Raw genomic sequence first — 23,265 nt, 5'->3', positions numbered from 1 at the left:
CATGGGGCGAAACCCATGATGGCCATGGCTTGGGCGCGTATTTTGGGGACGGGCCTCTTGGCTTGGTGCCTGGGGGTCGCGCTGCAGCTGCAACAAACCATGCTGTGGCCTGCCTTCATTTACGGCGCTGGCTTGCTGTTGGCGTGCTTGGGGGCATGGGCCTTGCGGCGCTTGGCTTGGGGGCACCGTGCTGCAGTGCTGGCTTGGGGCTTGCTGTGGGCATGGGCGGCGTTTGTTGTGACCGGCTTGCATGCCCAGTCCCGCGCGGTCGCCATGACACCGTCTTTGGAAGGGCAAGACCTGGACGTGGTGGGGGTGGTGCAAGCCATGCCCCAAAGGCAAGACCTGGGTTGGCGGTTTCGTTTTCGGATCGAACAGGCCTGGCGACTGGATGCGACCGGCACTTTGCATCCTGTGGACCTGTCGCGTGATTGGCCTGCACAGGTGTATTTGGGTTGGTACGGTCAGGATGGCGCCCATGACAGCGGCTGGACACTGACGGCCCTGCCCGAGCCCGTGCAGGCCGGAGAGCGCTGGCGCATGCGTGTGCGCATGAAAGCCCCGCACGGCCACATGAACCCACGCGGTTTTGACTACGAGTTATGGCTTTGGGAGCAGGGTATTGGGGCCACCGGGTATGTGCGCACCCGCGCCAAAGACCCACCACCCCTTCGCCTGGCCAGCACCCAGTGGCACCCGATCGAGCGTTTGCGGCAAACGGTGCGCGACCGCTTGCTCACGCACTTGGCTGCTGCTGGAACCGATGCCGATGCCGCCAAACGTGCTGGGGTTTTGGCGGCTTTGGTGGTGGGTGATCAGGCCGCGATTGACCGCAGCGATTGGGATGTGTTCCGGGCCACAGGCGTGGCGCACTTGATGAGCATTTCGGGCTTGCATGTGACCATGTTTGCCTGGCTGGCCTCAGCCTGTGTGGGCTGGGCTTGGCGGCGTTCAGCGGTGTGGACTTGGCGTGGCACGGGTTGGCTTGGGGGGCCAGCCCGATGGCCTGCAGTACATGTCGGTGCGGTATCGGGTTTGTTTTTGGCTGCCTTTTACGCTGTGTTCAGCGGTTGGGGATTGCCCGCACAGCGCACCTTGTTGATGCTGTTGGTGGTCGTGGTGCTCAGGGTGTCGGCGCGCCATTGGCATGGTGCCTTGGTTTGGTTGACGGCCTGCGCTGTGGTGCTGGCTTGGGACCCGTGGGCGCTGCTGCAGCCGGGTTTTTGGCTCAGTTTTGTGGCCGTCGGCGTCTTGATGGCGTCGGACCCGCAAACCCGCCGGCCATCGGGTCTTGCACCAGAAGGGGATGCGGGCGATGCACCGACTTGGCGTCATGACGCGTCCCCTGAATCCTTTTCGCACCGCATCGGTGCGTTGCGGTTGTCCGGTGGGTGGGCTGGTTGTGCTGGGTGGTGGGCGCTGTGGGGGTCCCAACTGGGATCCTTGCTGAAAGAGCAGGCCAAAATCACCTTGGCCCTGGCGCCTTTGACCTTGTTGTTTTTTGGACAGGTGTCTGTGGTGGGCTTGCTGGCCAACGTGCTGGCCATTCCCTGGGTGACCTTGGTCATCACGCCGCTGGCCATGCTGGGGGTACTTTTCTCTGAAGTCTGGGAGGTGGCCTCTTGGGCCTTGCAGCCTTTGTCGGCCCTGCTGAATTGGCTTTCGGCTTGGCCGCTGGCCAGCGTGGCCACGGCCATGCCGCCTTGGGGCTTGGCCCTGTTGGCGCTGACGGGGGCGCTGGGCTTGGTGCTGCGCATGCCCATGTCTTGGAAGCTCTTGTGTTTGCCTTTGCTCTTGCCGGTTTTGTTGTGGTCGCCGCCACGCCCAGAACCAGGTCAATTTGAGTTGCTGGCCGCCGATGTCGGGCAGGGCAACGCGGTCTTGGTGCGCACCGCAACCCACAGCCTCTTGTACGACGCGGGGCCGCGCTACTCTGCCGAGAGCGACGCGGGCCACCGGGTGCTGGTGCCCTTGTTGGCCCAAATGGGTGAGCGTCTCGATGTGCTGATGCTCAGTCACCGCGACAGCGATCACACGGGTGGCGCGGCCGCAGTGCTCGCGATGCAGAAACAAGCGGCCTTGTGGTCTTCGCTGGAAGACGAGCACACCTTGCACTCTCACAGGCCAGGCTGGACGCGTTGCCAAGCGGGACAGTCGTGGGCATGGGATGGCGTCCGTTTTGAAGTGCTGCACCCGCCGCCCTTGGCTTTGCTGACTCCAAAGCCCAGGCCGAACGAAGTCAGCTGCGTGTTGCGCATCAGTACCCCGCAGGGCAGCGCTTTGTTGGCGGGGGACATCGAGGCCCGGCAAGAGATGTCGCTGGTCGACCTCGGCTTGAGCCCGGTGGATGTGTTGCTGGCCCCGCACCACGGCAGCAAGACCTCGTCGAGCCAGCCCTTTTTGCAAGCCCTGCAGCCCCGCATTGCCCTGGTGCAGGCGGGTTACCGCAATCGGTTTGGCCATCCTGCGCCAGAGGTGGTGGCGCGTTACGTGGGTCAAGGCACCCAGTTGGTTGAAAGCACGCGGTGTGGCGCCGCCACTTGGCGCAGCCAAGCGCCAAGCCAGGTGCACTGTGAGCGGGACGAGCGCCAGCGCTACTGGCACCGCAGCTTGGCGCCCAGCCCGCCTTGAGAGGCCATCGCAGGAATCAAAGGGTGGGTATACATCTTGCTAAACATTGTTCAGGAGTGAAGACCCATGCGCCAATTCGATGAGATGTACAGCCGCCTGCCCGCATCGGGCCAGGACAGTGAGGTCCGAGATCACTACAAGGCCTACGCCCGCTGGTTGCAGACGCAAGCCCCAAAAACCATGGCGGCTCGCCGTGAAGAAGCCGAGATGATTTTCAGGCGCGTGGGCATCACGTTTGCGGTATATGGGGAGAAGGACGAGGATGCGAACAGCGACGAAGGGGGCACCGAGCGTCTGATCCCGTTTGACCTGATCCCCCGTGTGATCGCTGCCCAGGAGTGGGCCAGCATGGAAGCGGGCCTGGTGCAGCGCGTCACCGCGCTCAACCGCTTCATCCACGACGTGTACCACGATCAAGAGATCCTCAAGGCAGGCGTGGTGCCGCGTGATCAGATTGAGCGCAACGCGCAGTTTCGCCCCGAAATGGTGGGCGTGGACGTGCCCAACCAGATCTACTCGCACATCAGCGGCATCGACATCGTGCGTGCGCCCGACAGCGCAGGCCAGGGCGAGTACTACGTGCTCGAAGACAACCTGCGCGTGCCCAGCGGCGTGAGTTACATGCTGGAAGACCGCAAGATGATGATGCGACTCTTCCCCGAGTTGTTCAGCCTGCACCGCGTGGCCCCGGTGGCGCATTACCCCGATTTGCTGCTGGAGACCCTGCGCGCCAGCAGCCCCGCCACCACCGCCGAGCCCACGGTGGTGGTGCTCACGCCCGGCATGTACAACAGCGCTTACTTTGAACACGCCTTTTTGGCGCAGCAAATGGGCGTGGAGCTGGTCGAGGGGCAAGACCTGTTTGTCAAAGACAAGTTCGTTTACATGCGCACCACACGCGGCCCCAAACGGGTGGATGTGATCTACCGCCGGGTGGACGACGACTTTTTGGACCCCAAGGTGTTCCGCTCCAGCTCCACATTGGGGTGCGCAGGCCTGATGGAGGCTTACAAGGCGGGCCATGTGGCGATCTGCAACGCCGTGGGCACGGGCGTGGCCGACGACAAATCGATCTACCCCTATGTGCCCGACATGATCAAGTTTTACCTGGGTGAAGCGCCCCTGCTGAAAAACGTGCCCACTTTTCAGTGCCGAAAGCCCGAGGATCTGCAGTACACCCTGGCCCACCTGAAAGACCTGGTGGTCAAAGAAGTGCACGGCGCAGGCGGCTACGGCATGCTGGTCGGGCCGGCTTCGACCACCGCCGAGATCGAGCGGTTCCGGGCGGCTTTGTTGGCCAACCCCGAGGGCTACATCGCCCAGCCCACGCTCAGTTTGTCCACTTGTCCCACTTACGTCGACAGCGGCATCGCGCCGCGCCACATCGACTTGCGGCCCTTTGTGCTGTCTGGCCGCACGGTGCAGATGGTGCCCGGCGGCCTGACCCGTGTGGCTTTGAAAGAAGGTTCTTTGGTGGTCAACAGCAGCCAGGGCGGTGGCACCAAAGACACTTGGATATTGCAGGACTGAGACGGGGAGAACACACATGCTTTCAAGAACCGCCGACCACCTTTTTTGGATGTCCCGCTACATGGAGCGGGCCGAGAACACCGCGAGGATGTTGAACGTCAGTTACGAGACCTCGCTCTTGCCCCAGTCTGCCGCCGCGGTCGAAGCCGGTTGGGAAGGCATCTTGTCGATCAGCGAGTTGCTGCCCTCGTATCTGGCCCTGTACAAAACCATCACGCCGCGCGATGTGATGGCGTTCATGGTCAAGGAGGCGAACAACCCATCCTCGATCATCTCGTGCCTGCGCGCCGCCCGCGAAAACGCCCGCGCCGTCAGGGGGACGTTGACCACCGAGGTGTGGGAGACCCAGAACCAGACCTGGCTCGAGGTCAACCGCATGCTCAAAAACGGCGAATTTGAGCGCGATCCGGGTCAGTTCTTTGAGTGGGTCAAGTTCCGCTCGCACCTCTCGCGTGGCGTGACCGTGGGCACCATGCTGATGGACGAGTCGCTGTACTTCATGCGCCTGGGCACGTTTTTGGAGCGGGCCGACAACACGGCGCGGCTGGTGGATGTGAAGTTCCACGCCATGCAAAACGACTTTTTTGGGGCGCCGAACTTCGGCGCTGCACAGACCCAGGTTGGCCCTGTGCCGGAGGTGGCGCAGGAATTCGACTTCTACCACTGGAGTGCGATCTTGCGCAGCGTGAGCGGCTTTGAGGTTTACCGCAAGGTTTACCGAGACGTGATCCGCCCGGAGCGCGTGGCCGAGTTGCTGATCTTGCGCCCAGACATGCCCCGTTCGCTGCATGCGAGCCTGAACGAGGTGGTGGCCAATTTGGCGCTGGTGTCGCACGACCGCGAGAGCGACACGCTGCGCCATGCAGGGCGGTTGCGTGCCGAATTGGCTTTTGGCCGCATCGACGAAATTTTGGCCACAGGCCTGCACGCCTACCTGACGCAGTTTTTGGAGCGTGTGAATGTGTTGGGGGGACGCATCAGCCGCGACTTTTTGATGCCGCAGGCCGCTTAAATCAGGCCAGCGTCAGCACCACGGGCGTGTGGTCGCTGGGCCGCTCGTTTTTGCGCGGAGCGCGGTCGATCACACAGGCGCTGGCGCGGGACTTCAGCGCCTCAGAAATCAAGATGTGGTCAATCCGCAGCCCCCGGTTCCGGCGGAAAGCGAATTCGCGGTAATCCCACCAGCTGTAGCTTTTCTCGGGCTGCTCGAACAAGCGAAAGCTGTCGACCAGGCCCAAATCGGTCAGGGCTTGCAGTTTTTCACGCTCGGCCAAGGTGCAGTGGATGGTGTCTTTCAGGCCCACCGGGTCCCACATGTCCAGCTCGTCAAAAGTGATGTTGTAGTCGCCCAGCAGCACCAAGTGGGGGTGCTTTTGCATTTCGCTGCCTACCCAATCGCGCAGTGCATCCAGCCAGCGCATCTTGTAGACAAACTTGTCGCTGTCGGGCGCTTGGCCGTTGGGAAAGTAGGCGCCAATGACCCGCACCGAACCGCCCGCACCGTCGGGGTAAGTGGCGGCGATCACGCGGGACATGTCGTCTTCAAAACCGGGGATGTTTTTGACCACCTCGGTACCCGTGGCGGGGGAGATGAGCGCCACGCCGTTGTAGGTTTTTTGGCCAAACCAATGGGCTTGGTAGCCGGCCTCTTGCAAAGCCGCGATGGGAAATTTGTCGTCGGTGAGTTTGAGCTCTTGCAGGGCCAGCACATCGATGCCGCCGGACTCTTTTTGCACCGCCAACCAATCCAAAACTTGCGGCAGGCGCACCGACAAAGAGTTCACATTCCAGGTGGCAATTTTCATGGTGGGCTTGTGCGGTGGTGTTGGCGGGTGACAAAGCTGAAGCGCAAGCCATTGGCCGCCACATGGGCCTCGCGCTGCACTTCAGTCCAGCCAGCCGACAGATCGGGCGCGTAGGCATCGCCTTCATAGTCGGCTTCGATTTCGGTCACCACCGCGGTGCTGGCCAGGGGCTCGGCCTGGCGGTAAATCTCCGCGCCGCCCATGATCCAGGCGTCGGGTGCATCGCCGCACAGCCGCATGGCTTCATCGATGGAAGCCGCACGCAAAGCGCCTTCGGCTTGCCAGTCAGTCTGGCGGGTGATGACGATGTTCAGGCGCCCGGGCAGGGGGCGAAACCGTGCAGGCAGAGAATCCCAGGTCTTGCGGCCCATGATGACCGGCTGGCCCAGCGTCACGCGCTTGAAGTGGGCCAAGTCTTCGGGCAGGTGCCAAGGCATTTGGTTGTCTTTGCCGATCACACCGTTGCGGGCGCGGGCGTAAATCAGGTGCAGCTTCATCGGGTTGGTGCTCAAACCGCCACGGGGGCTTTGATGGCCGGGTGGCACGCGTAGTCCACGACTTCGAAGTCTTCAAATTCGTAATCAAAAATCGAAGCGGGTCGGCGCTTGATGTTCAGGGTCGGGTAGGCCATGGGCGCACGGCTCAGTTGCAGCGCGACTTGCTCGTGGTGGTTGCTGTAAATGTGGCAATCACCACCGGTCCAAATGAAATCCCCCACGTCCATGTCGCACTGCTGGGCCACCATGTGGGTCAGCAAGGCGTAACTGGCGATGTTGAAGGGCACGCCCAAAAAGATGTCGGCGCTGCGCTGGTACAACTGGCAGCTGAGCTTGGGCTTGTCGCCTGCTTTTTGCGGCGGGGCCACATAAAACTGGAAGAACGCATGGCAAGGCATGAGCGCCATTTGGTCGAGCTCAGCGACGTTCCAGGCGCTCACGATGATGCGGCGGCTGTCAGGGTTGTTTTTGAGCGTGTCCATGACCTGTTGCATTTGGTCGATGTGCCCGCCGCCCGGTGTGGGCCAGCTGCGCCACTGCACACCATAAACAGGACCGAGCGAGCCGTCCTCGCGCGCCCATTCGTCCCAGATGGTGCAACCACGCTCTTGCAGCCACTTCACGTTGCTGTCGCCGCGCAAAAACCACAGCAATTCCACAATGATGGCCCGCAAAAACACCTTCTTGGTGGTGACCAGCGGAAAGCCCTCGTTCAGGTCAAACCGCATCTGGTGGCCGAACACGCTGCGCGTGCCTGTGCCGGTGCGGTCGCCTTTTTGCACGCCCGTTGTGTAGACATGGCGCATGAAGTCTTCGTACTGGCTGCGTACTGGGCGATGAGGGGCGGGTGCAGTGGCGTTCATGGGCTTGGTTTTCAGATCAAAGGGTTTAGGCGAGCACACGCCCCGGGTTCATGATGTTGTGGGGGTCCAGCGCCTGTTTCACGGCCCGCATCATGGCCATGGCTGTGGGGTCTTTGTAGTGCGGCAACTTGTTCACTTTTTGCGCGCCCACACCGTGCTCTGCGCTGATGGAGCCGTTGAAGCGTTTGACCTGGTCAAACACCAAGGTGTTGATCTTGTCTTCAAAGGCCCGCACAAAGTCCTTGCCATCAGACCCTTCGGGCGCTTGCACGTTGTAGTGCAGGTTGCCATCGCCCAGATGACCAAAGTCGACCAAGCGCACACCCGGAACTTCGCGCTCCAGCAGGGCATCGGTTTCTTTTACAAAGTTGGCGATCTGCGAGACCGGGATGCTGATGTCGTGCTTGATGTTTTGGCCTTCTTGCACTTGGGCCAAAGTGATGCTTTCGCGGATGTGCCACAGGCCTTTGGCTTGCGTCAGGTTTTCGGCGACGACGGCATCGCTCACCCAGCCTTGTGCCATGGCGGTTTCGAGCAAGGCTTCAAACTGACCACGGGCGTGTTGCTCGCTTTCGCTGTCTGAATTTTCCAGCAGCACGCACCAAGGGGTGTCTTGCCAAATGGGCACGCGCAAATGCGGAAAATGCTTGTCCACCAAACTCAGGGCGAATTGACCCATGACCTCAAAGCCCGTCAGGCCTGGGCCCAGTCGCTGGTGGGCCAAGCCCAGGAGTTCCACGGCCGCTTCCATGCTCGGCACGGCCGCCCAAGCCGTCAATTGCGCGGCAGGCTGGGGGTAAAGCTTCATGGTGGCCGCAGTGATGATGCCCAGCGTGCCTTCGCTGCCAATCATCAGATGGCGCAGGTCGTAGCCCGTGTTGTCCTTGCGCAGGCCCGACAGGCCGTGCCAAACCTCACCTTGGGCGGTCACCACTTCCAGCCCCAAACACAGCTCGCGCGCGTTGCCGTAGCGCAGCACCTGGGTGCCGCCCGCGTTGGTCCCCAGATTGCCGCCAATCGTGCAGCTGCCTTCGGCGCCCAAACTCAAAGGGAACAAAAATCCGGCTTGTTCGGCAGCGGTTTGCAGGTTTTGCAACACACAGCCGGCTTCCACCGTGAGGGTCAGGTTGGCGGGGTCGATGGCGCGCACCGCGTTCATGCGGGTCATGCTCAGCACAATTTGCTGCCCGGAGTTGTCGGGGATACCGCCCACCACCAAGCCCGTGTTACCGCCTTGGGGCACGATGGGGGTTTGGTGTGCGGCGCAGGCTTTGACCACTGCGGCCACTTGTGCGGTGTCGCCAGGCCTGACCACGGCCAAGGCCCGGCCGCTCACGCGTTTGCGCCAGTCTTGCTCCCAAGGGCTCAGGTCGGTGGCAGGGTCTTCGTGCGTCAGAACGTTAGCAGTGCCACAAATTTGGCGCAGCTGTTCCAGCAGTGGGTGGGGCAAAACTTGGGTCATGGTGTTCAGTCTCGGGGCACGGGCACAAAGTTGCCGCTGGCTTTGGCCGCTTTGAAACGGATGCGCACATGCAGGGCGCAAGCCACAAACAAAGTGGTGCACAGCAGGGTTTGCAGCATGGCCAAGCCCGAAGAGGGCCAAGCATCGCCCCAGGCCCGCACCACCCCTTCGGTGAAGTACAACCAAACCAGCATGCTGACCCAGCGGTAGGTGTACATGCGGTTTTTCAGCAAACCGGCCATGGGGATGCACAAAGGCAGCACCTTGATGGCCCACCAAGAGCCGCCTTCGCGCAGCGGGGCCAGCCAGAGTTCCCAGGCCAGTCCCAGGACAATCAGGCCCAGCAAGCTGCCTACGGCCAACCAGCGGGTACGGTCGAGCCCTGCTGGTGCAACAGATTCTTCGGGGGGGCGGGGACTGGTTTCTGGGTTCGTGTTCATTGCGGTGGCATCATACCGGGCATGCAATCTACCTTGAAGAAGACCTCTTTGCGCGACCACACGGGGCTGTGGTGGCAAGAGCTGTCGGTTTTCCCTTGGCGCCAAATGGGTGCCGTGCTGGCCGAGCGTTTTCGCGATGCCCGTTTGGGTGTCAGCGCCAGCTCGCTCACCTTCACCACCGTGTTGGCCTTGGTACCGCTGTTTGCGGTCGGTTTGGCGGTTTTTTCGGCTTTTCCAGTCTTTGGCAAGTTTCAAGACACGATCCAGCGCTGGCTGATCGAGAGCCTGGTGCCCGAGAGCATCGCCCGCCAAGTGCTCAGTTACCTCACCCAGTTCTCGCTCAAGGCCAGCCGGTTGGGCACAGCCGGATTGGTGGCTGTGCTGTTGTCGGCGGTGTTTTTGATGGTGACCATCGAGCGCACTTTGGGGCAGATTTGGCGCTTGCAGCGGCAGCGGCCCTTGCCCCAGCGGGTGCTGCTGTATTGGTCGGCCATCACGCTGGGACCCTTGCTTTTGGGCAGCAGTTTGGCCGTCACGTCTTTTGTGGTCACGGCCTCCAGAGATGTGGTGAATGTTTTGCCCGGCTCGACCCGCTGGTTGTTGGACGGGTTTGAGTTTTTGATGCTCACCGCTTGTGTGAGCGGCCTGTATTTCTATGTGCCCTACACCCGGGTGCGCTGGCGCCATGCCATCACGGCGGGTTTTTTGGTGGCCGGTTCGCTGGAGCTGGCCAAAAAAGCGATGGCTTTTTACCTGCTCGAGGTGCCGACCTATTCTCTGGTCTATGGGGCTTTTGCGGCGGTACCGATTTTGCTGGTCTGGATTTATGTGACCTGGCTGCTGGTCTTGCTGGGGGCCGTGTTGGCGTCCAGTTTGCCCGAGTTGGGGCGGCCGGTTTGGCGCAAACCTGAGGGTGCTGGGTGGTCATTCAGGCTCGCCTTGGAGGTGCTGGCCGCGTTGAATGCCGCCAAAGTCACCGAGCGACGTGGGCGCAGTGTCGACGAGCTGGCCGCGTTTTTAAGGGTTGAAACGGATGAGTTGCGTCAAGTGCTGGGCGTGCTGCAAGGCCTGGATTGGGTGGGCCGCTTGAGCGAGCAAAACGACCTGGGTCAAGCCCGTTTGGTGTTGCTGGTGGACCCTGAGCTGGCCAGTGTGGCCCCGCTGGCCGATCGCTTGCTGGTGTTGCGGGCATCTCCCACCGACCCGCTTTGGTTGCAAACCGGGCTGGACCAGATTCGGCTGGTGCAGCTTTTCAAAAGCTGATGCGCCCGCGCCACATGTCGCGGTACATCACCCAGTCGCCCATGAAACTGTAGAGCGGGCGCTTGAAGCTGGCGGGTTTGTTTTTCTCGAACACAAAATGCCCGATCCAGGCGCAGCCATAGCCGCACAGCAGACCGTACAAGAGGTACTGGGGTTTGCCGGTGATGGCCAGCATCGCCAAGCACATCAGGCTCAAGGTACTGCCCACAAAGTGCATGCGTCGACAGGTGCGGTCGCTGTGCTCGCTCAGGTAAAAGGGGTAAAACTCGGCAAAACTGGGGTGCTCGGTTGAGGGTGTTTCGGGCGTGTTCATGGTTTGTTTCTTGGCTGGGATCAGATCGAAAAGGGTGCCTGCAGAAAGCCGCGAAAACGCGCCCGTCCGCCCCGCACCGGGGCCTCAGAGAGTTGGTAGTTCGGAAAACGTTGCAAAAAGCGCCCGATGGCGACGCGGCCCTCCAAACGCGCCAGGCTCAGGCCCGCGCACTGGTGCACGCCAAAGCCAAAGGCCAGGTGCTTGTTGCCGGTGCGGCGCAAGTCCAGCTGTTCGGGGTGCGCGTACACCGCCGGGTCGCGGTTGGCCGCGCCGATGCACAGCGTGACCAAGGCCCCCGCAGGCAGATCGACACCATGAACCTGCGTGGCTTGCAGGGCGCGGCGGTTGCTCAGTTGGTTGGACGATTCAAAGCGCAGAAACTCGTCCACGGCCAGGGCCAGAATTTGTTCGCGTGCGCCATCGGTCGCCGCTTGATTCAAATCGGCCTGCAGTTGCCGGGCTTGCTCGGGCCATTCCTGCAGGCTGATGAGCGCATTGCCGATCAGGTTGGTCGTGGTCTCGTGTCCAGCGTTGAGCAAAAACACGCAGTTGTGCAGCAGCTCGACTTCGCTGAGCGCGTCGCCACTGTCTTCACCTTGAATCAGCCGGGTCAGCACGTCGTGCTCTGGGTCACCGGGGTGCTGGCGGCGATCCGCCACCAACTGGCGCAGGTAGGCCAAAAACTCGCTCACGCTGCGGTGGCCCAGGGCTTCTTGTTCGGGGCTGAGGGCGGGCTCGAGTGCACCCAAAATGGCCAGCGACCAGCCGCGCAGGGGCTCGCGCTCGGCGTGCGGCACGCCCAGCAGGTTGCCGATGATCTCCACCGGAATGGCCGAAGCAAAATCTTCGATCAGGTCGCCGCCGCGCTGGGCCTCGATCTTGTCCAGCAGGCTGTCCACCAGCAGCACCAGGCCCGGCTCCATGGCCTCGATGGCGCGGCGGGTGAGGGCGCCCATGATCAGGCGACGCACCCGGGTGTGCAGTGGCGGGTCGTTGAAGACCAGGCTGTGGGTGTGGTGCTCAAACAGCGGCGACACACCGCCGGGCGTGGCAAACGGCGGCTGGTTGAAGGGCGCGTGGTTGTATTTGGGGCCGAACTCGACCTGCTTGTCGGAGCTGAAGACCTTGGCATCGCGGTACACCGCTACCAGATCGGCGTGGCGCGTCAGGAAGTACGAGCCGTCGGGCATGCGCTTGATGGGCTCACTCTGGCGCAGGGCGGCGTAAACCGGGTAGGGGTTGTCCAGAAAATCACGCGGCAAGGCCCGCAGGTCCAGCGAGTGGGCGATTGTCTGGGCCCTTTCAGCCGATAAGGGCGGGGTGATGTGGGCAGCCAGGGTGTTCATGTCGTAGGCGCGCACCCCTGTGCGCGAAAGGCGTCTTGTGTGGGAGCGCACCCCTGTGCGCGAAAGGCCGTCACGCTCACGGTTTCAAAAAATCCTTGAGCGCCTGCAGCACGCCTTCGGGCGCTTCGGTCATGAGCGAATGGCCTGCGGGCAATTGAACCACCTGGGCTTGGGCGCATGAGGCGATCAGGCTTTGCGCGGCTTTGGGCGGTGTCATCTGGTCGGCGCTGCCCAGCACAAACAGGGTCGGACATGCGACGCGGGCCATGGCCGCTTCTGCGCCTCGGTAGTCGTCGCAGGCCTTGAAGCCGGTATGGAAGACATTGACCAGGGTGTTGCTGGCCAGCACGCGGCGCATCAGCGCTTTGCTGCCGCCATACAGCCAGGTGCCGGGGCCCAAGGCTGAAGGGGGTGGCGCGAGCGTCGAGTGCGAAAAGCTGTTGACCATGTCGATGGCTTTGAAGGGTGCACTGACCGACAAATCAAGCAAGGCGGGCGACACGCGCATGGGGTAGGCGGTGCCCACCATCACCAGATGGCCGATGCGCCCGGGGTGGGCCGCAGCGTCGCGTGCGGTCGCTTCGAGGGCGATCAGCGAGCCAAAGCTGTGGCCAATCAGCGCGGCTTTTTCAAGCTGCATCGCATCCAGCAGCGCGATGACGGTGTCGGCGGCTTCTTCCACACTGTGCGGCGCAGTGCCTTCGCTTTTGCAGTGGCCGGGCAGGTCGATGGCCAGCACATTCCAGCCGTGGTGCGCCAGGTAGCGGGTTTGCAAAATAAAGACGCTGTGGTCGTTGAGCACGCCATGGATGAACACGGCGGTGGGCTGAGCGGGGTTGAAGGGCTTGCCGCCGGTGTAGGCGTACAGGTCATGGCCTTGAACGGAGATTTTCATGCGGCTTTCTCCGCCGCTTTGAGCGCTTTTTTCAGGTCATCGATCAGGTCGGCCGGGTCTTCCAGGCCAATCGACAGGCGGATCGTGCCAGGGCCAATGCCGGCTGCGGCCAGGGCCTCGTCCGTCATGCGGAAATGCGTGGTGCTGGCCGGGTGGATCACCAGGCTCTTGGCATCCCCCACATTGGCCAGGTGGCTGAAGACCTTGAGCGCTTCGATGAAGGCGCGGCCTTGCTGGCGGCTGCCGGCAATGTCGAAACTGAACACCGAGCCTGCGCCACGCGGCAACAGCTTTTGCGCCAGCGCGTGGCTGGGGTGGCTCTCCAGCATGGGGTGGCCGACACGGGTGACGAGCGGGTGCGCAGCCAGGAACTCGACCACACGCGTGGTGTTCTGCATGTGCCGCGCCATGCGCAGGGGCAGGGTCTCGATGCCTTGCAGGATCAGCCAGGCCGAGTGCGGTGACAGGCACGCGCCAAAGTCACGCAGGCCCTCGCGCCGCGCGCGCAACAAAAACGCACCCACGGTGCTTTCTTCGCTGAACACCATGTTGTGAAAGCCTGCATAGGCTTCGGTCAGCTCAGCGAACTTGCCCGAGCGCTCCCAGTCAAAGCTGCCGCCATCGACCAGCACACCGCCGATCACCGTCCCGTGGCCCGACAGGAATTTGGTGGCCGAGTGGTAGACCAGGTCGGCCCCATGGTCGAAGGGTTTGATCAGCCAAGGCGAGGTCAGGGTGGAGTCCACCAGCAGCGGCACGCCGGCCTCGTGAGCGATCTGGCTCACCGTCGGCATGTCGAGCACGTCCAGCCCCGGGTTGCCCACGGTTTCGCCAAAGAAAAGTTGGGTATTGGGCCGCACTGCAGCGCGCCAGCCGTCGATGTCGCCCGGCTTGACGAAGGTGGTCTCGATGCCAAAACGGCGCAGTGTGTAGTGCAGCAGGTTTTGTGAGCCGCCGTACAGGGCGGTGGACGCCACGATGTGGCTGCCTGCGCCCATCAAGGTGCAAATGGCCAGGTGCAGCGCGGCCTGTCCGCTGGCGGTGGCAATCGCCCCGATGCCGCCTTCCAAAGCGGCCACGCGTTGCTCCAGCACGGCGGTGGTCGGGTTGCTGATGCGGCTGTACACATGGCCGGCGCGCTCCAGATTGAAGAGCGCAGCGGCCTGGTCGCTCGACTCGAAGACGAAAGAAGTGGACAGGTGCAGCGGAACGGCGCGCGCGCCGGTGCTCGGGTCGGGGCCTGCCCCGGCGTGCAACGCCAGGGTGTCAAAGCCAGGGTCGGAATAGCCGGGCATGTGAGGTGTCTCTCCAAGGGGTTTTCTGAAAGCGCAAACCGCTGCGCACGGATGCCATTGTGGGCTATATTGAAGCCTCTGCACCGTCACACGCTCGCCATCCGGAGAACCACCATGCAAGTCAGCGACATCCTGCGCGTCAAAGGCAACACCCTGTTCACGGCCCAACCTGACCAACCCCTCATGGACGCGGTCAGCTTCATGGCCGACAAGGACCTGGGCTCGCTGGTGGTCATGGACAAGGGCCAGGTGTCGGGCATGCTGACCTTCCGCGAAGTGATCCAGAAAATCGTGGGCAACGCAGGCCAGGTCGGCGCGTCCACCGTCGGCGATGCCATGGACCGACAGCCGCTGACCTGCTCTCCCGACACCGCCATCGACGAGGTGCGCCGCATGATGCTCGAGCGCCATGCGCGCTACATGCCGGTGGTGGAGGGCAGCATGCTGATGGGCGTGATCAGCTTCTACGACGTGGCCAAAGCCGTGGTCGAGGCCCAGGACTTCGAGAACAAAATGCTCAAGGCCTATATCCGCGATTGGCCGGCCGATCAGGAGACCGGCTCAAAACCAGGACCCTGAGCACGGCACCCCCCACCTCCCGTCAAGGCCGCTGTGAGCGGCCTTTTTTTTGGGTTTTTCACCGGCGATGCGCGCTGGCCTTGCCTCTTTTATGAATTCCAAAGTATTGAAAGTGAGTGTCAAAATACCTCTAAATTGATGTAAAGTACTTGCATTTCATGGGTTCAAACAGTCTCAAAGGCATTTATGAAATACAAGTGGTTCGTGGCCTGTGCGATGGCGTTCAGCGCCTTGGCTCATGCCCAGACACCCTGGCCAGCGGTGCAAGCCGAAAGTTACCCGATGGCCAGTGGCATGCAGCTGATCCGGCATGAACAGTCGGTTTTGCTGGGCGAGTCGGACATGCAGACCGGCGTGTTTTATTCGCACCTGCCCCATGCCCACAGGGAAGCTGCACAGAACCTGCTGATTGCCGATGCCCGTCGCAAAGGATGGGATCTGCAGTCCGCCATGCACTTCGGCCACCAGTCGCTGATGGCGTTTGCCAAGGGGGGACGTTTGCTGGACATCCGCCTGAGCAACCAGTCCGATGGCGTGGATGCCATGTACTCGGTGGCGCTCAACCAGCAGCCTGCGCCCATCGCACAGCCCCAGCTGACGCAGGCGCCGGTGCAGATCACGCCGCTGCAGCCATCGTTGCCAGCTCGCACGATGGAGCAGTCCTCCAATGGACGACCGATCATTTTTCTGAATCGCGGCGCCGTCGATGCCAGAGCCCTTCCCAACAATTCCGGTGCGCGTTGATGTTGCGGCCTATTCCATACAAGGGTTTGAAGAGCATGAAGACACGTGCCCGTTCCAGTTTGTTGTCCGGTCTTGCTTTGTCCAGCCTGACCGGTTGTGCTTTCTTGCCCAGTGAAATGGGCGCACCTGCCGTCAGGCCTGCTGCACAAGCGCAGCCTGTGGTGGTGTGGGAAGAGCCCTCGCAGCCCGCCCGAGTCTTGACTGCCCCGGTGCGAAGCCCTGCCGAAGCTGTGCGCGCCACCACGCCGGAAGGCTTGCCGATCTTCCAGGTGGCGGCGGATCCGCGCACACCACGTGCGGCGCTGCCAGCCCCGCCGTCGCCTGCAGCCGACAGGCCGGCAGTGCTGCCTTCGCCAACGCCCGCAGCACTTGCAGCGCCCGCACCAGCGGCTCTGCCAGCCATTGGCGCAGGACCGTCGGCTGCCACTGCCGCAGCCCAAACCGTGCGCGCTGTGCCTCCACCGCCCCCTGCGCACGACTTTCCCTGGATCGCTGGTGCTGTCCACGTCCGTGCCCAAGAAGAGACGACCTTTGGCGTTGGCTCGCGCATGTTCGGGCGTCTGTTTGCCAAAGTGGAGTTCGCCTCGGGCGCAAGCTCTCCTGTCGGGGCATCTGCGGCGCAGGACAAGCTGCGGCCCAGACCGGCAGGGCTGGCCGCCAGCGCCAGCATGAGCGAGGACACGCCTGTTTCCAGTCTGACCTGCAGCGGTGTGACTTGCTTGGATGCGGCCCGGGACAGCTTGCTGCGAGATGCCGAGCGCAAGGGCTGGAAAGTGATGCTCAACCGCCGCATCGCCTTGCAGCAGTCCTTCATGTTCCAGCGCGAGGACCGCATGGTGTGGATCGAGGTCAAATCCGCAGGCGGCAGCCTGCTCGACCTCGAATACGGCCTGATCCCAGTTCAGGGCGGCCAAAAATAAGCGGGCGGCCAGCACGGTTGTCGCTGCGCCATCTGCTTCACGCCCAGCAGCCAGGGGCCGGCCATCGTCAAGATCGGCCGGCCTTCTCGTTTTTGCTGGGCCAGATCTCGCCGCGTGACAGACCAGGCCTGCATCAAGCACCCATCAACCATGAAAAAAATTCTTTAACAAAAATAAAAAACAATTTAATTAAGTTATATTTAAAGTTCCAATTTTTTCAATGCAGGAGTCATTAATGAATCATTCACAGCGTGGTTACAGCTTGATCGAACTCTCGATTGTTCTGGCCATCATCGCGGTTGTCATTGGCGGTGCCATCACCGGTGTGCAAGCCATCTTGCAAAGCAACAACGTCAACAAAACCATCTCCAATACCAACAGGGCGATAGGTGCCATCACCTCCAAGCTGATCCGTGACAATTCCTATGCCCTGGCGACAACCGTCAATCTGTCCTCGCGCGCCATGGGTGTCTGGGAAGAAAAAACCGTCACCAACCCTGGCTTGGGGACTGCAGCGGTCACCAACGAGTTTGGCGGTGCTGTGCATGTGGCCCCAATGGCAACCGCGACCTACGGATTGGCCACCAACCAAGCCTACGTCTACACCCTGACCGGCGTTCCAACCTCGGCTTGTACCGATCTGGCTTTGGGACTCGAAAGTCTTGGACTGGGACTCGCTGTCAACAACCAACTCGCCAGTGCTGTAGCGACGGCGCCAACAGCGCTGTCGGGTACTGTTCTCAAGTCCCCAGGCGTGTTGCCGACCTCGGCCACGGTGTCTCAAGCATGCGCACCCTCGGCCAACACCGGGCAAACCACCATCACCATGCTGATTCCACGCAGCTGACAGGGGCGCTGACATGAGATTGTCAACACCACGCTGTCTTTTGGCGGCCCTGGCGATGCTGGCGGCGACGTCGAATGCCCAGACGATCGAAGACAAATCCGCGCCCAGTTTCATGCGCGAAACGCAGTTGGAATGGTCGCGCAGCCCGCGCTCTGCACCCGGTCAGGGGCCTGTGCAGGAGCCACCGCAGGTGGTGGTCGACGAGGGGGCGCCGCAGCAATGGACCATCTTGATGAAGGACAAAACCCTTTACCGCGCCATGTCGCGATGGGCCGCGCAGGCGAAATACCAGTTGGTCTGGCAGATTGACCGCGATTTCCCCATTGAGTCCGGTGTGGTCTTTGAGGGGGGCTTTCGGGGCGCTGTGACCGAGGTCATGTCCACCGTGGCACTGACCGATTACCCCTTGCAGGCGATCTTCAACCCGGCTGCACGTGTTTTGCGTGTGGTTCGTTTCATGGACGAAGGCCGCCGCTGAGCCTCGGCCGCCTTTTGTCTTGACCCTTTGTCGCGCCTTAACGGGCGGATTTGCTATGAAATTGACAATCTTTCGATACGTGATGCCAGTGGTGGCACTCCTGGGTCTGCAGGCGTGCAGCAGTTTTGATTGGGTGGATGCACAAAACCACCGCGCCGCGACAGAGCGCGCGATGGCTGCGCAGAACCAGCTGCGCCAGCCAGCGGTGCTGCCGCCCTTGGTCAAGGAAGAAAAAATGGTGCGGTTTGTCAGCCGCTCCGTGCCGCTCAAGCAGTCTGCTGTGTTGCCTGCGCACATCCAGAACGTGACGGTCCGCTATCCGGGTCGGCACAACCTGGCCACCATTGCCGACATCCTCACGCGCACCACCGGCGTGGTGGTCAGCATGACACCCGACGCCTTGATGGACCCGCGTGCCTTCTCGGCGGTCCGCACCCAGGTCACTGTGCCTCCCCCTGTCGCGGGGCAGGCCAGTCCTACGGGCTTGCCGACGAATGTGGATGCGATGAACCTCGCCGGTCCAACCGCCATGCAGGCCGGTGCAGGGCGTGTGGGCTTGACGGCCGAGCAGGCCGTTAACACCTTTGAACTCAATTACAGCGGCCCCTTCACCGAGTTGCTCGATTGGATTGCCAACCAAGCCCAGCTGAACTGGGCGTTTGAGAACGACCGCATCGTTTTCCGTCGCGTGGTCACCCAGTTCATTCCCGTGCGGGCCTTGCCTGCAGGCTTCAAGGGCAGCCGCACCTTTACCCTGGGTGCGGCAGGCAACAGTTCCAGCATGACCACCGAGTTTGCCGACGAACTGTGGGAGGGTTTGGGTAAAACCATTCCCCTGATGCTGTCCACAACAGGTCAGGTGCAGCTCGATCCCAAACTGGGTATCGCCACGGTCCGCGATGCGATCGCCAATGTGCAGGAAGTTGAACGCTACATTCAACAAATTCACAGCCAGTACATGCGGCAGATCAGCATCCATGTGGAGGTGGTGCAGGTGGACCTGTCCACAGAGGCGCAAGCCGGCATCGATTGGGCGAACATCACCAGCAACAACGAAAGATTTCGGACTTCGGGTCCTGCCTTTCTCAAGGGCACTTCCGACGCCGGGGTGGTGGGCATATTCCGTGGTTCAAACAGCCAGTTCCTGCTCAAGAGCCTGGAGCGTTACGGCCGCGTCAGCACCATGTACTCGACGGTGGTCAACACCATGCACCGCCAGTCTGTTCCTTTGAGTGTGTCCAACACGCGCACTTATGTCCGTTCCATCACGGCCGGAACGGTCTCTGGCACCGGCACGATCACCGGCGCAACCCTGACAGCAGCCGACATCAACACCGGGTTTTCGCTCAACCTGCTACCGGTCATTCTGGACTCCAACCGCATTCTTCTGGAAACAGCGATTGGCATCAGCTCTATGCGTGAGTTGGCGAGTTTTTCCACTGGCTCTGGTTTTGGTCAGGCCTCCGTTCAGCAGCCCGATGTGGACAGCTTCATGAATGTGCAGCGCGTAGGTCTGGCCATGGGAGAAACCTTGGTGCTTTTGGGCTATGAATACGAGGACACCCGCAACAACGCCGCCGATGTGGTGGGCAACAAACTGCCGACGTCCCGTTCTTCCAGGAGCAACAAAAAGAGCGTGGTCATTTTGTTGACGCCGACGATCAATGAAAGCTGATTGCCATGGCCAGCTCATCAACGCTTGAGCGCTGGAAGTCGCGTTTCGGGAAAAGTGAACGCACCAAAAGCGAACCGCTCTCCCGCAACGCCCAGGCTATAGACGGCGCCAAATCCATCCTGATCGGACGCCACCATTATGTGTTTGTGCTGGATTGGCGGCTATACAACCGCAGCAGCGATTTGTCCAGAACCATGCGCACGGTGCAGCGGCTGGGCTATACACACTACCTGACCGCTGCGATGGACATCGCAGGCTTTGCCTACGGCATAGACCGCAAGATCAAGCAAAAACCGCATTCTGCGGCCATGCACCTGGCCGAGACATCCTCTCGTGGTGGTCTGGAGATGTTTGTCTTCCGAATCACGGAAACGCTTTACAGCCTGACGGTGCTCAGCGAATCCAAGCCGGTGCCCCATTTTGACCAGGTGGGATCCTTGGGCGAAGTGATGGCACTCATCCAGGAGTACAAGGCACTTCAATCGGGTCAAGCCATTCGTTATGTTGGCAACGTGGAAGAGCTGCTCGACATTGAAAAAATGCCATTGAGCGATGCCTTTGGACTGCCAGAGCCTGAGGCCGCGCTTCAAGGTTTGCCCAATTACCAATTTCGCATCCAGCTTGCCGTGATCATGGTGCCCGTGGTTTTGATCGCTTCAGCCGGGAGTTATTGGTGGTTCAGCCAAAAACAAAAAATCGAAAGGCAGCGGCTCACCCAGCAGCAGGACCCCAACTTGGTCTATGAAAGACAGGTCGATTCGGCCTTGCAGCAGATTGGGCCTGATGGCAATCTGGCCCTGGCCCGCTGGCGTGAAGTCTTCGGCAAGTTGCCGGTGACCCGGTCGGGCTGGCGGCTGGAAAAAGTGGTCTGCGAAAAAGACAGCTGCACGGCAAACTGGCGGCGCGAGAGCGGCAGTGTGAATGACTTCAAATCCAATCCTCCTGCAGGCATGGTGAGCATGTTGCAGTCAAAGCCGCAGTCGGGCGACAGCCCGGCACAAGCCCTGATCGAGACCACTTTTTCGGTGGAGCCTCCAGCGGGTGTCGAGCTGTCCCGCAAGCGCAACGAACTGCCCACGAGCGATCAAGCCGAAACGGTTTTGACCAGCCAGTTGCAAGACATGGCGCTGCTGCCAGAAGCCCAAGTCACGCTCAAACCGCCCGAGCTCTTTCCCGGCACAGGCGCAACGGTTGAACAGTTGACGCGTCCGGTCGTTCGTGGGGAGTGGAGCATCACGCACGAGCTGTGGTCGCTGGGAGATTTTCGTCTGAATTTACCAGCGCAGGCGTTGCAAAGCTTGACCATTCAGCTGGACGAAAAGACCAAGAACTGGGTTTACACATTGACAGGACACTACTATGCCAAAGGCAAAAAATATTAAGCGCTGTGCATTGACCGTGATGCTCGTGGGCGTGGTGGCTCAAAGCTCAGCGCAATCGGTTCTGGACCAGGTGATCAACCAAACCAAACAGGACAAATTGCGCCAGAGCCAGGGCAGCGTCAGCATTCAGGATGAGGCCCAGCCCATGCAGCTGTGGTCGATTTCTGGCATCAACAACAACCTGGTCGGCGAAATCTGGCAGGGTGATGTCATCCACCGCCTGCAGCTGCGTGCAGGCAACACATTGCCCAGCGGGTGGCAGATTGTGTCGGCCGATTCACGCAGCGTGACCATGAGGCGCGGTCTGGAGCGGCGCAAGCTCTACCCGGCCGCTCCTGGCAGTACGGGCTGGGAATTTGCCCAGACACCGCGTGTGACGATCGCTCCTCCTGGACAGCTTGCTGCCGCCAACACCTCTGGCGGGGCTGGTTCGGTGCCCGGTACGGCGCGCTTTTCCGCCAGCAATTTGCCGCCCATGCAGGGTTTTGTTCCCGGCAACACGCAAGCCCCTTTGCCGCAGGTGTTGCCGCAGGTGTCGCCTCCTGTTCCCAGCCAAGTTCCCAGCGCGCGATGATTTTGCAGGGCAGGTCAACAGCAACCCGTGTGTCCGCGGCTCAAAACAGCCACGGACACATTCGGCGTTTTTCTGAAGTGCCCCTTCTGGAGGTGGTTCTCTCGCATGGCCCCAATCCGGTCTTGAAGCTGCTCGACGACAAGCAGCAAAGCATGCTGGCTGGGGTGATGCAGGGCCGACATTTCTGTGTCATCAGCATTCAGCGTGAGCAGGGCTCCCCCGCTTGGTTTCACCTGATCGAGCAAGGCAAGGAGGCCGGCTACACCTTCGCTGGTTTCTACACCTGTGACGACGACGTCATGGCCACTTTGCTGCAGCGTTTCAACGGCAGCACCACAGCAGACCAGCGGCGCAAGCAAACCGAAGGCAACCAGGCGGTCTTTGACAGGGTGGTCGGGGAGTCCGAGCAGATTCATTGGTTCCGCCAATTGGTCAAGGCCTGTTTGGATTTGCAGGCCACCGATATCCACATCGAAACGCGAGGCCATGTGGCGGATGTGCGCATCCGTCGGGACGGCATCCTGCGGCAGATCAAGGAGTACCCAGCAGACATTTGCACGCAAGCCATTGCGGCTTGTTATACCTTGCTGGCCGAGGAGCGCTCGCGCTCTGAAGTGGCCTTCAACGTCAACAGCGTGCAGTCGGCCATGATCCCCATGAATGTGGGGGATCGACAAGTGTCGCTGCGTTACCAAAGTCACCCTTCGGTGGGCGGTTATGAGGTGGTGATCCGCATTCTCAAGACCGACAGCCACGCCAGCAACACATCGCTGACACTAGAGAGCCTGGGTTACACCCCAGACCAGATCGACCAGTTGGTCAAAGCCCTGGCATCTTCGGTGGGCGGGGTGTTTGTGGCGGGTGTGACGGGTTCGGGCAAAACGACCACGCTCAGCGCCATGCTCTCGCGGCTTGCGCGCGAGGGTTCCCGCAAGATCATCGCCATTGAAGACCCGGTTGAATACATCGTTCCGGGGGTGTCGCACCTGTCCATCCAGCGCAGCATGATGGCCTCGCAAGGCACAGTCTCCGACAACCCTTTCTACGCGTCGATGATGGCCTTTTTGCGCATGGACCCGGACATCGGCATGTTCGGCGAAATCCGTGACGCCATCTCGGGGCAGATGGCCTACACCGCCATTCAGACCGGGCACAAGTTGCTCACCACCGTGCATGCCACCTCGGCCCTGGGTGTGGTGGCGCGATTGGCCTCCCCGCAAATCGGCTTGCTGCGCAACGACGTCTGTGTCCCCGACTTCTTTTCGGCCCTGGTTTACCAAGCCCTGGTGCCCCTCAACTGCAAGGCGTGCATGGTGCCGGCCACATCCGTCATGGACACCGGCCATCTGAAACTTTATGAGCGACTGTTCCAGATCGATCCCGACCACATGAACTGCGCCAGTGCCGAGGGCTGCCCGCAATGCCTGCCCGATGGCATGAAAAAAAACCCCGCAGGTCACAACGGCATCCAGGGTATGAAAGTCAGCGCCGAGGTGATCACGCCCGACATCGAGTTGCTTGATCTGTTGCGCCGCAACGAAGACCTGCGCGCGCGCGATGTTTGGCGCAGCCATCGGACGCACGCTTTCACAGAACCGGTCATGCGCGGCAAACCCAGCTGGGCCCACTCGCTGTACGACGTGTCCAAAGGCATCGTCGATCCTTATTTCTTCGAGCATGTCTACGGACATCCCAGCCAACTCGTGCAAAGCTGAGATTCAACACC

General features: G+C 61.3%; 22 protein-coding genes. 13 read left to right on the top strand and 9 right to left on the bottom strand.

What is annotated here, in order from left to right; genetic code table 11:
* The first annotated feature begins 15 nt into the window (after positions 1 to 15).
* The 3 genes from B472_RS01980 to B472_RS01970 all read left to right on the top strand — a co-directional run bounded on the left by B472_RS01980 (position 16) and on the right by B472_RS01970 (position 5,173).
* On the top strand, positions 16 to 2,631 hold the full coding sequence (locus B472_RS01980; RefSeq protein ID WP_019428157.1) for a DNA internalization-related competence protein ComEC/Rec2: 2,616 nt from the start codon (positions 16 to 18) through the stop codon (positions 2,629 to 2,631).
* A gap of 66 nt (positions 2,632 to 2,697) precedes the next feature.
* Positions 2,698 to 4,161, top strand: a complete 1,464-nt coding sequence (locus tag B472_RS01975) for a circularly permuted type 2 ATP-grasp protein (protein WP_019428156.1) — start codon at positions 2,698 to 2,700, stop codon at positions 4,159 to 4,161.
* A gap of 16 nt (positions 4,162 to 4,177) precedes the next feature.
* The gene (locus B472_RS01970) at positions 4,178 to 5,173 is read left to right on the top strand and encodes an alpha-E domain-containing protein (RefSeq protein WP_026039772.1); all 996 of its coding nucleotides are present in this window, start codon (positions 4,178 to 4,180) and stop codon (positions 5,171 to 5,173) included.
* 1 nt (position 5,174) lies between these two features.
* Here B472_RS01970 and xth read toward each other — a convergent pair whose 3' ends face one another.
* Genes xth through B472_RS01945 form a run of 5 tightly spaced genes read right to left on the bottom strand, consistent with a single transcriptional unit; the run spans position 5,175 to position 9,228 of the window.
* Complete coding sequence (gene xth, locus B472_RS01965; RefSeq protein WP_019428154.1) at positions 5,175 to 5,966, bottom strand: exodeoxyribonuclease III; 792 nt, start codon at positions 5,964 to 5,966, stop codon at positions 5,175 to 5,177.
* Positions 5,963 to 6,463, bottom strand: coding sequence for a dihydrofolate reductase (locus B472_RS01960; RefSeq protein WP_019428153.1), 501 nt, complete (start codon positions 6,461 to 6,463; stop codon positions 5,963 to 5,965). The genes xth and B472_RS01960 overlap by 4 nt, the downstream gene beginning before the upstream one ends.
* A gap of 11 nt (positions 6,464 to 6,474) precedes the next feature.
* Positions 6,475 to 7,326, bottom strand: a complete 852-nt coding sequence (locus B472_RS01955) for a thymidylate synthase (protein ID WP_019428152.1) — start codon at positions 7,324 to 7,326, stop codon at positions 6,475 to 6,477.
* Between the two features lie 25 nt (positions 7,327 to 7,351).
* A complete protein-coding gene (locus B472_RS01950) occupies positions 7,352 to 8,788 on the bottom strand; it encodes an FAD-binding oxidoreductase (RefSeq protein ID WP_019428151.1) in 1,437 nt (478 codons plus the stop codon).
* 5 nt (positions 8,789 to 8,793) lie between these two features.
* Positions 8,794 to 9,228 (bottom strand): DUF2069 domain-containing protein, encoded by a 435-nt coding sequence (locus B472_RS01945; RefSeq protein ID WP_019428150.1) that lies wholly within the window; start codon positions 9,226 to 9,228, stop codon positions 8,794 to 8,796.
* Between the two features lie 21 nt (positions 9,229 to 9,249).
* Here B472_RS01945 and B472_RS01940 point away from each other — a divergent pair, with 21 nt between their 5' ends.
* The gene (locus B472_RS01940; protein ID WP_019428149.1) at positions 9,250 to 10,491 is read left to right on the top strand and encodes a YihY family inner membrane protein; all 1,242 of its coding nucleotides are present in this window, start codon (positions 9,250 to 9,252) and stop codon (positions 10,489 to 10,491) included.
* Here the strand turns inward: B472_RS01940 and B472_RS01935 are convergent.
* The 4 genes from B472_RS01935 to B472_RS01920 all read right to left on the bottom strand — a co-directional run bounded on the left by B472_RS01935 (position 10,481) and on the right by B472_RS01920 (position 14,340).
* A complete protein-coding gene (locus tag B472_RS01935; protein ID WP_019428148.1) occupies positions 10,481 to 10,804 on the bottom strand; it encodes a DUF962 domain-containing protein in 324 nt (107 codons plus the stop codon). The genes B472_RS01940 and B472_RS01935 overlap by 11 nt on opposite strands.
* 20 nt (positions 10,805 to 10,824) lie before the next feature.
* Entirely contained in the window at positions 10,825 to 12,150 is a 1,326-nt protein-coding gene (locus tag B472_RS01930) for a cytochrome P450 (protein WP_019428147.1), read from the bottom strand.
* A gap of 76 nt (positions 12,151 to 12,226) precedes the next feature.
* Entirely contained in the window at positions 12,227 to 13,045 is an 819-nt protein-coding gene (locus tag B472_RS01925) for an alpha/beta fold hydrolase (protein WP_019428146.1), read from the bottom strand.
* Positions 13,042 to 14,340, bottom strand: coding sequence for an O-acetylhomoserine aminocarboxypropyltransferase (locus tag B472_RS01920; RefSeq protein ID WP_019428145.1), 1,299 nt, complete (start codon positions 14,338 to 14,340; stop codon positions 13,042 to 13,044). The genes B472_RS01925 and B472_RS01920 overlap by 4 nt, the downstream gene beginning before the upstream one ends.
* Positions 14,341 to 14,454: 114 nt before the next feature.
* On the opposite strand from B472_RS01920, the gene B472_RS01915 reads away from it, so the two are divergent.
* The 9 genes from B472_RS01915 (at position 14,455) to B472_RS01875 (ending at position 23,254) form a co-directional block, all read left to right on the top strand.
* Complete coding sequence (locus B472_RS01915; RefSeq protein WP_019428144.1) at positions 14,455 to 14,919, top strand: CBS domain-containing protein; 465 nt, start codon at positions 14,455 to 14,457, stop codon at positions 14,917 to 14,919.
* 186 nt (positions 14,920 to 15,105) lie between these two features.
* Positions 15,106 to 15,663, top strand: a complete 558-nt coding sequence (locus B472_RS01910; protein WP_019428143.1) for a hypothetical protein — start codon at positions 15,106 to 15,108, stop codon at positions 15,661 to 15,663.
* Positions 15,664 to 15,698: 35 nt separating this feature from the next.
* Positions 15,699 to 16,583 (top strand): hypothetical protein, encoded by an 885-nt coding sequence (locus B472_RS01905; RefSeq protein WP_019428142.1) that lies wholly within the window; start codon positions 15,699 to 15,701, stop codon positions 16,581 to 16,583.
* A 235-nt stretch (positions 16,584 to 16,818) separates the two neighbouring features.
* Complete coding sequence (locus B472_RS01900; RefSeq protein ID WP_019428140.1) at positions 16,819 to 17,430, top strand: type II secretion system protein; 612 nt, start codon at positions 16,819 to 16,821, stop codon at positions 17,428 to 17,430.
* 13 nt (positions 17,431 to 17,443) lie between these two features.
* Positions 17,444 to 17,908 carry a toxin co-regulated pilus biosynthesis Q family protein gene (locus B472_RS01895; protein ID WP_081504992.1) on the top strand — a complete coding sequence of 155 codons (465 nt, stop codon included), beginning with the start codon at positions 17,444 to 17,446 and terminating at the stop codon, positions 17,906 to 17,908.
* Positions 17,909 to 17,963: 55 nt separating this feature from the next.
* Positions 17,964 to 19,583: a hypothetical protein gene (locus tag B472_RS01890; protein WP_019428138.1), complete on the top strand. Its 1,620-nt coding sequence runs from the start codon at positions 17,964 to 17,966 to the stop codon at positions 19,581 to 19,583.
* A 5-nt stretch (positions 19,584 to 19,588) separates the two neighbouring features.
* Complete coding sequence (pilO2, locus tag B472_RS01885; protein ID WP_019428137.1) at positions 19,589 to 20,965, top strand: type 4b pilus protein PilO2; 1,377 nt, start codon at positions 19,589 to 19,591, stop codon at positions 20,963 to 20,965.
* A 10-nt stretch (positions 20,966 to 20,975) separates the two neighbouring features.
* Positions 20,976 to 21,539 (top strand): hypothetical protein, encoded by a 564-nt coding sequence (locus B472_RS01880; protein WP_157951951.1) that lies wholly within the window; start codon positions 20,976 to 20,978, stop codon positions 21,537 to 21,539.
* A 29-nt stretch (positions 21,540 to 21,568) separates the two neighbouring features.
* Positions 21,569 to 23,254, top strand: a complete 1,686-nt coding sequence (locus B472_RS01875) for a GspE/PulE family protein (protein WP_019428135.1) — start codon at positions 21,569 to 21,571, stop codon at positions 23,252 to 23,254.
* Positions 23,255 to 23,265: the final 11 nt, after the last annotated feature.

It is taken from the genome of Limnohabitans sp. Rim28 (assembly GCF_000293865.2).
Classification (GTDB): domain Bacteria; phylum Pseudomonadota; class Gammaproteobacteria; order Burkholderiales; family Burkholderiaceae_C; genus Limnohabitans_A.
Note: the sequence above shows the minus strand (reverse complement) of the source record. Positions and strands in the feature narration are given on the sequence as shown.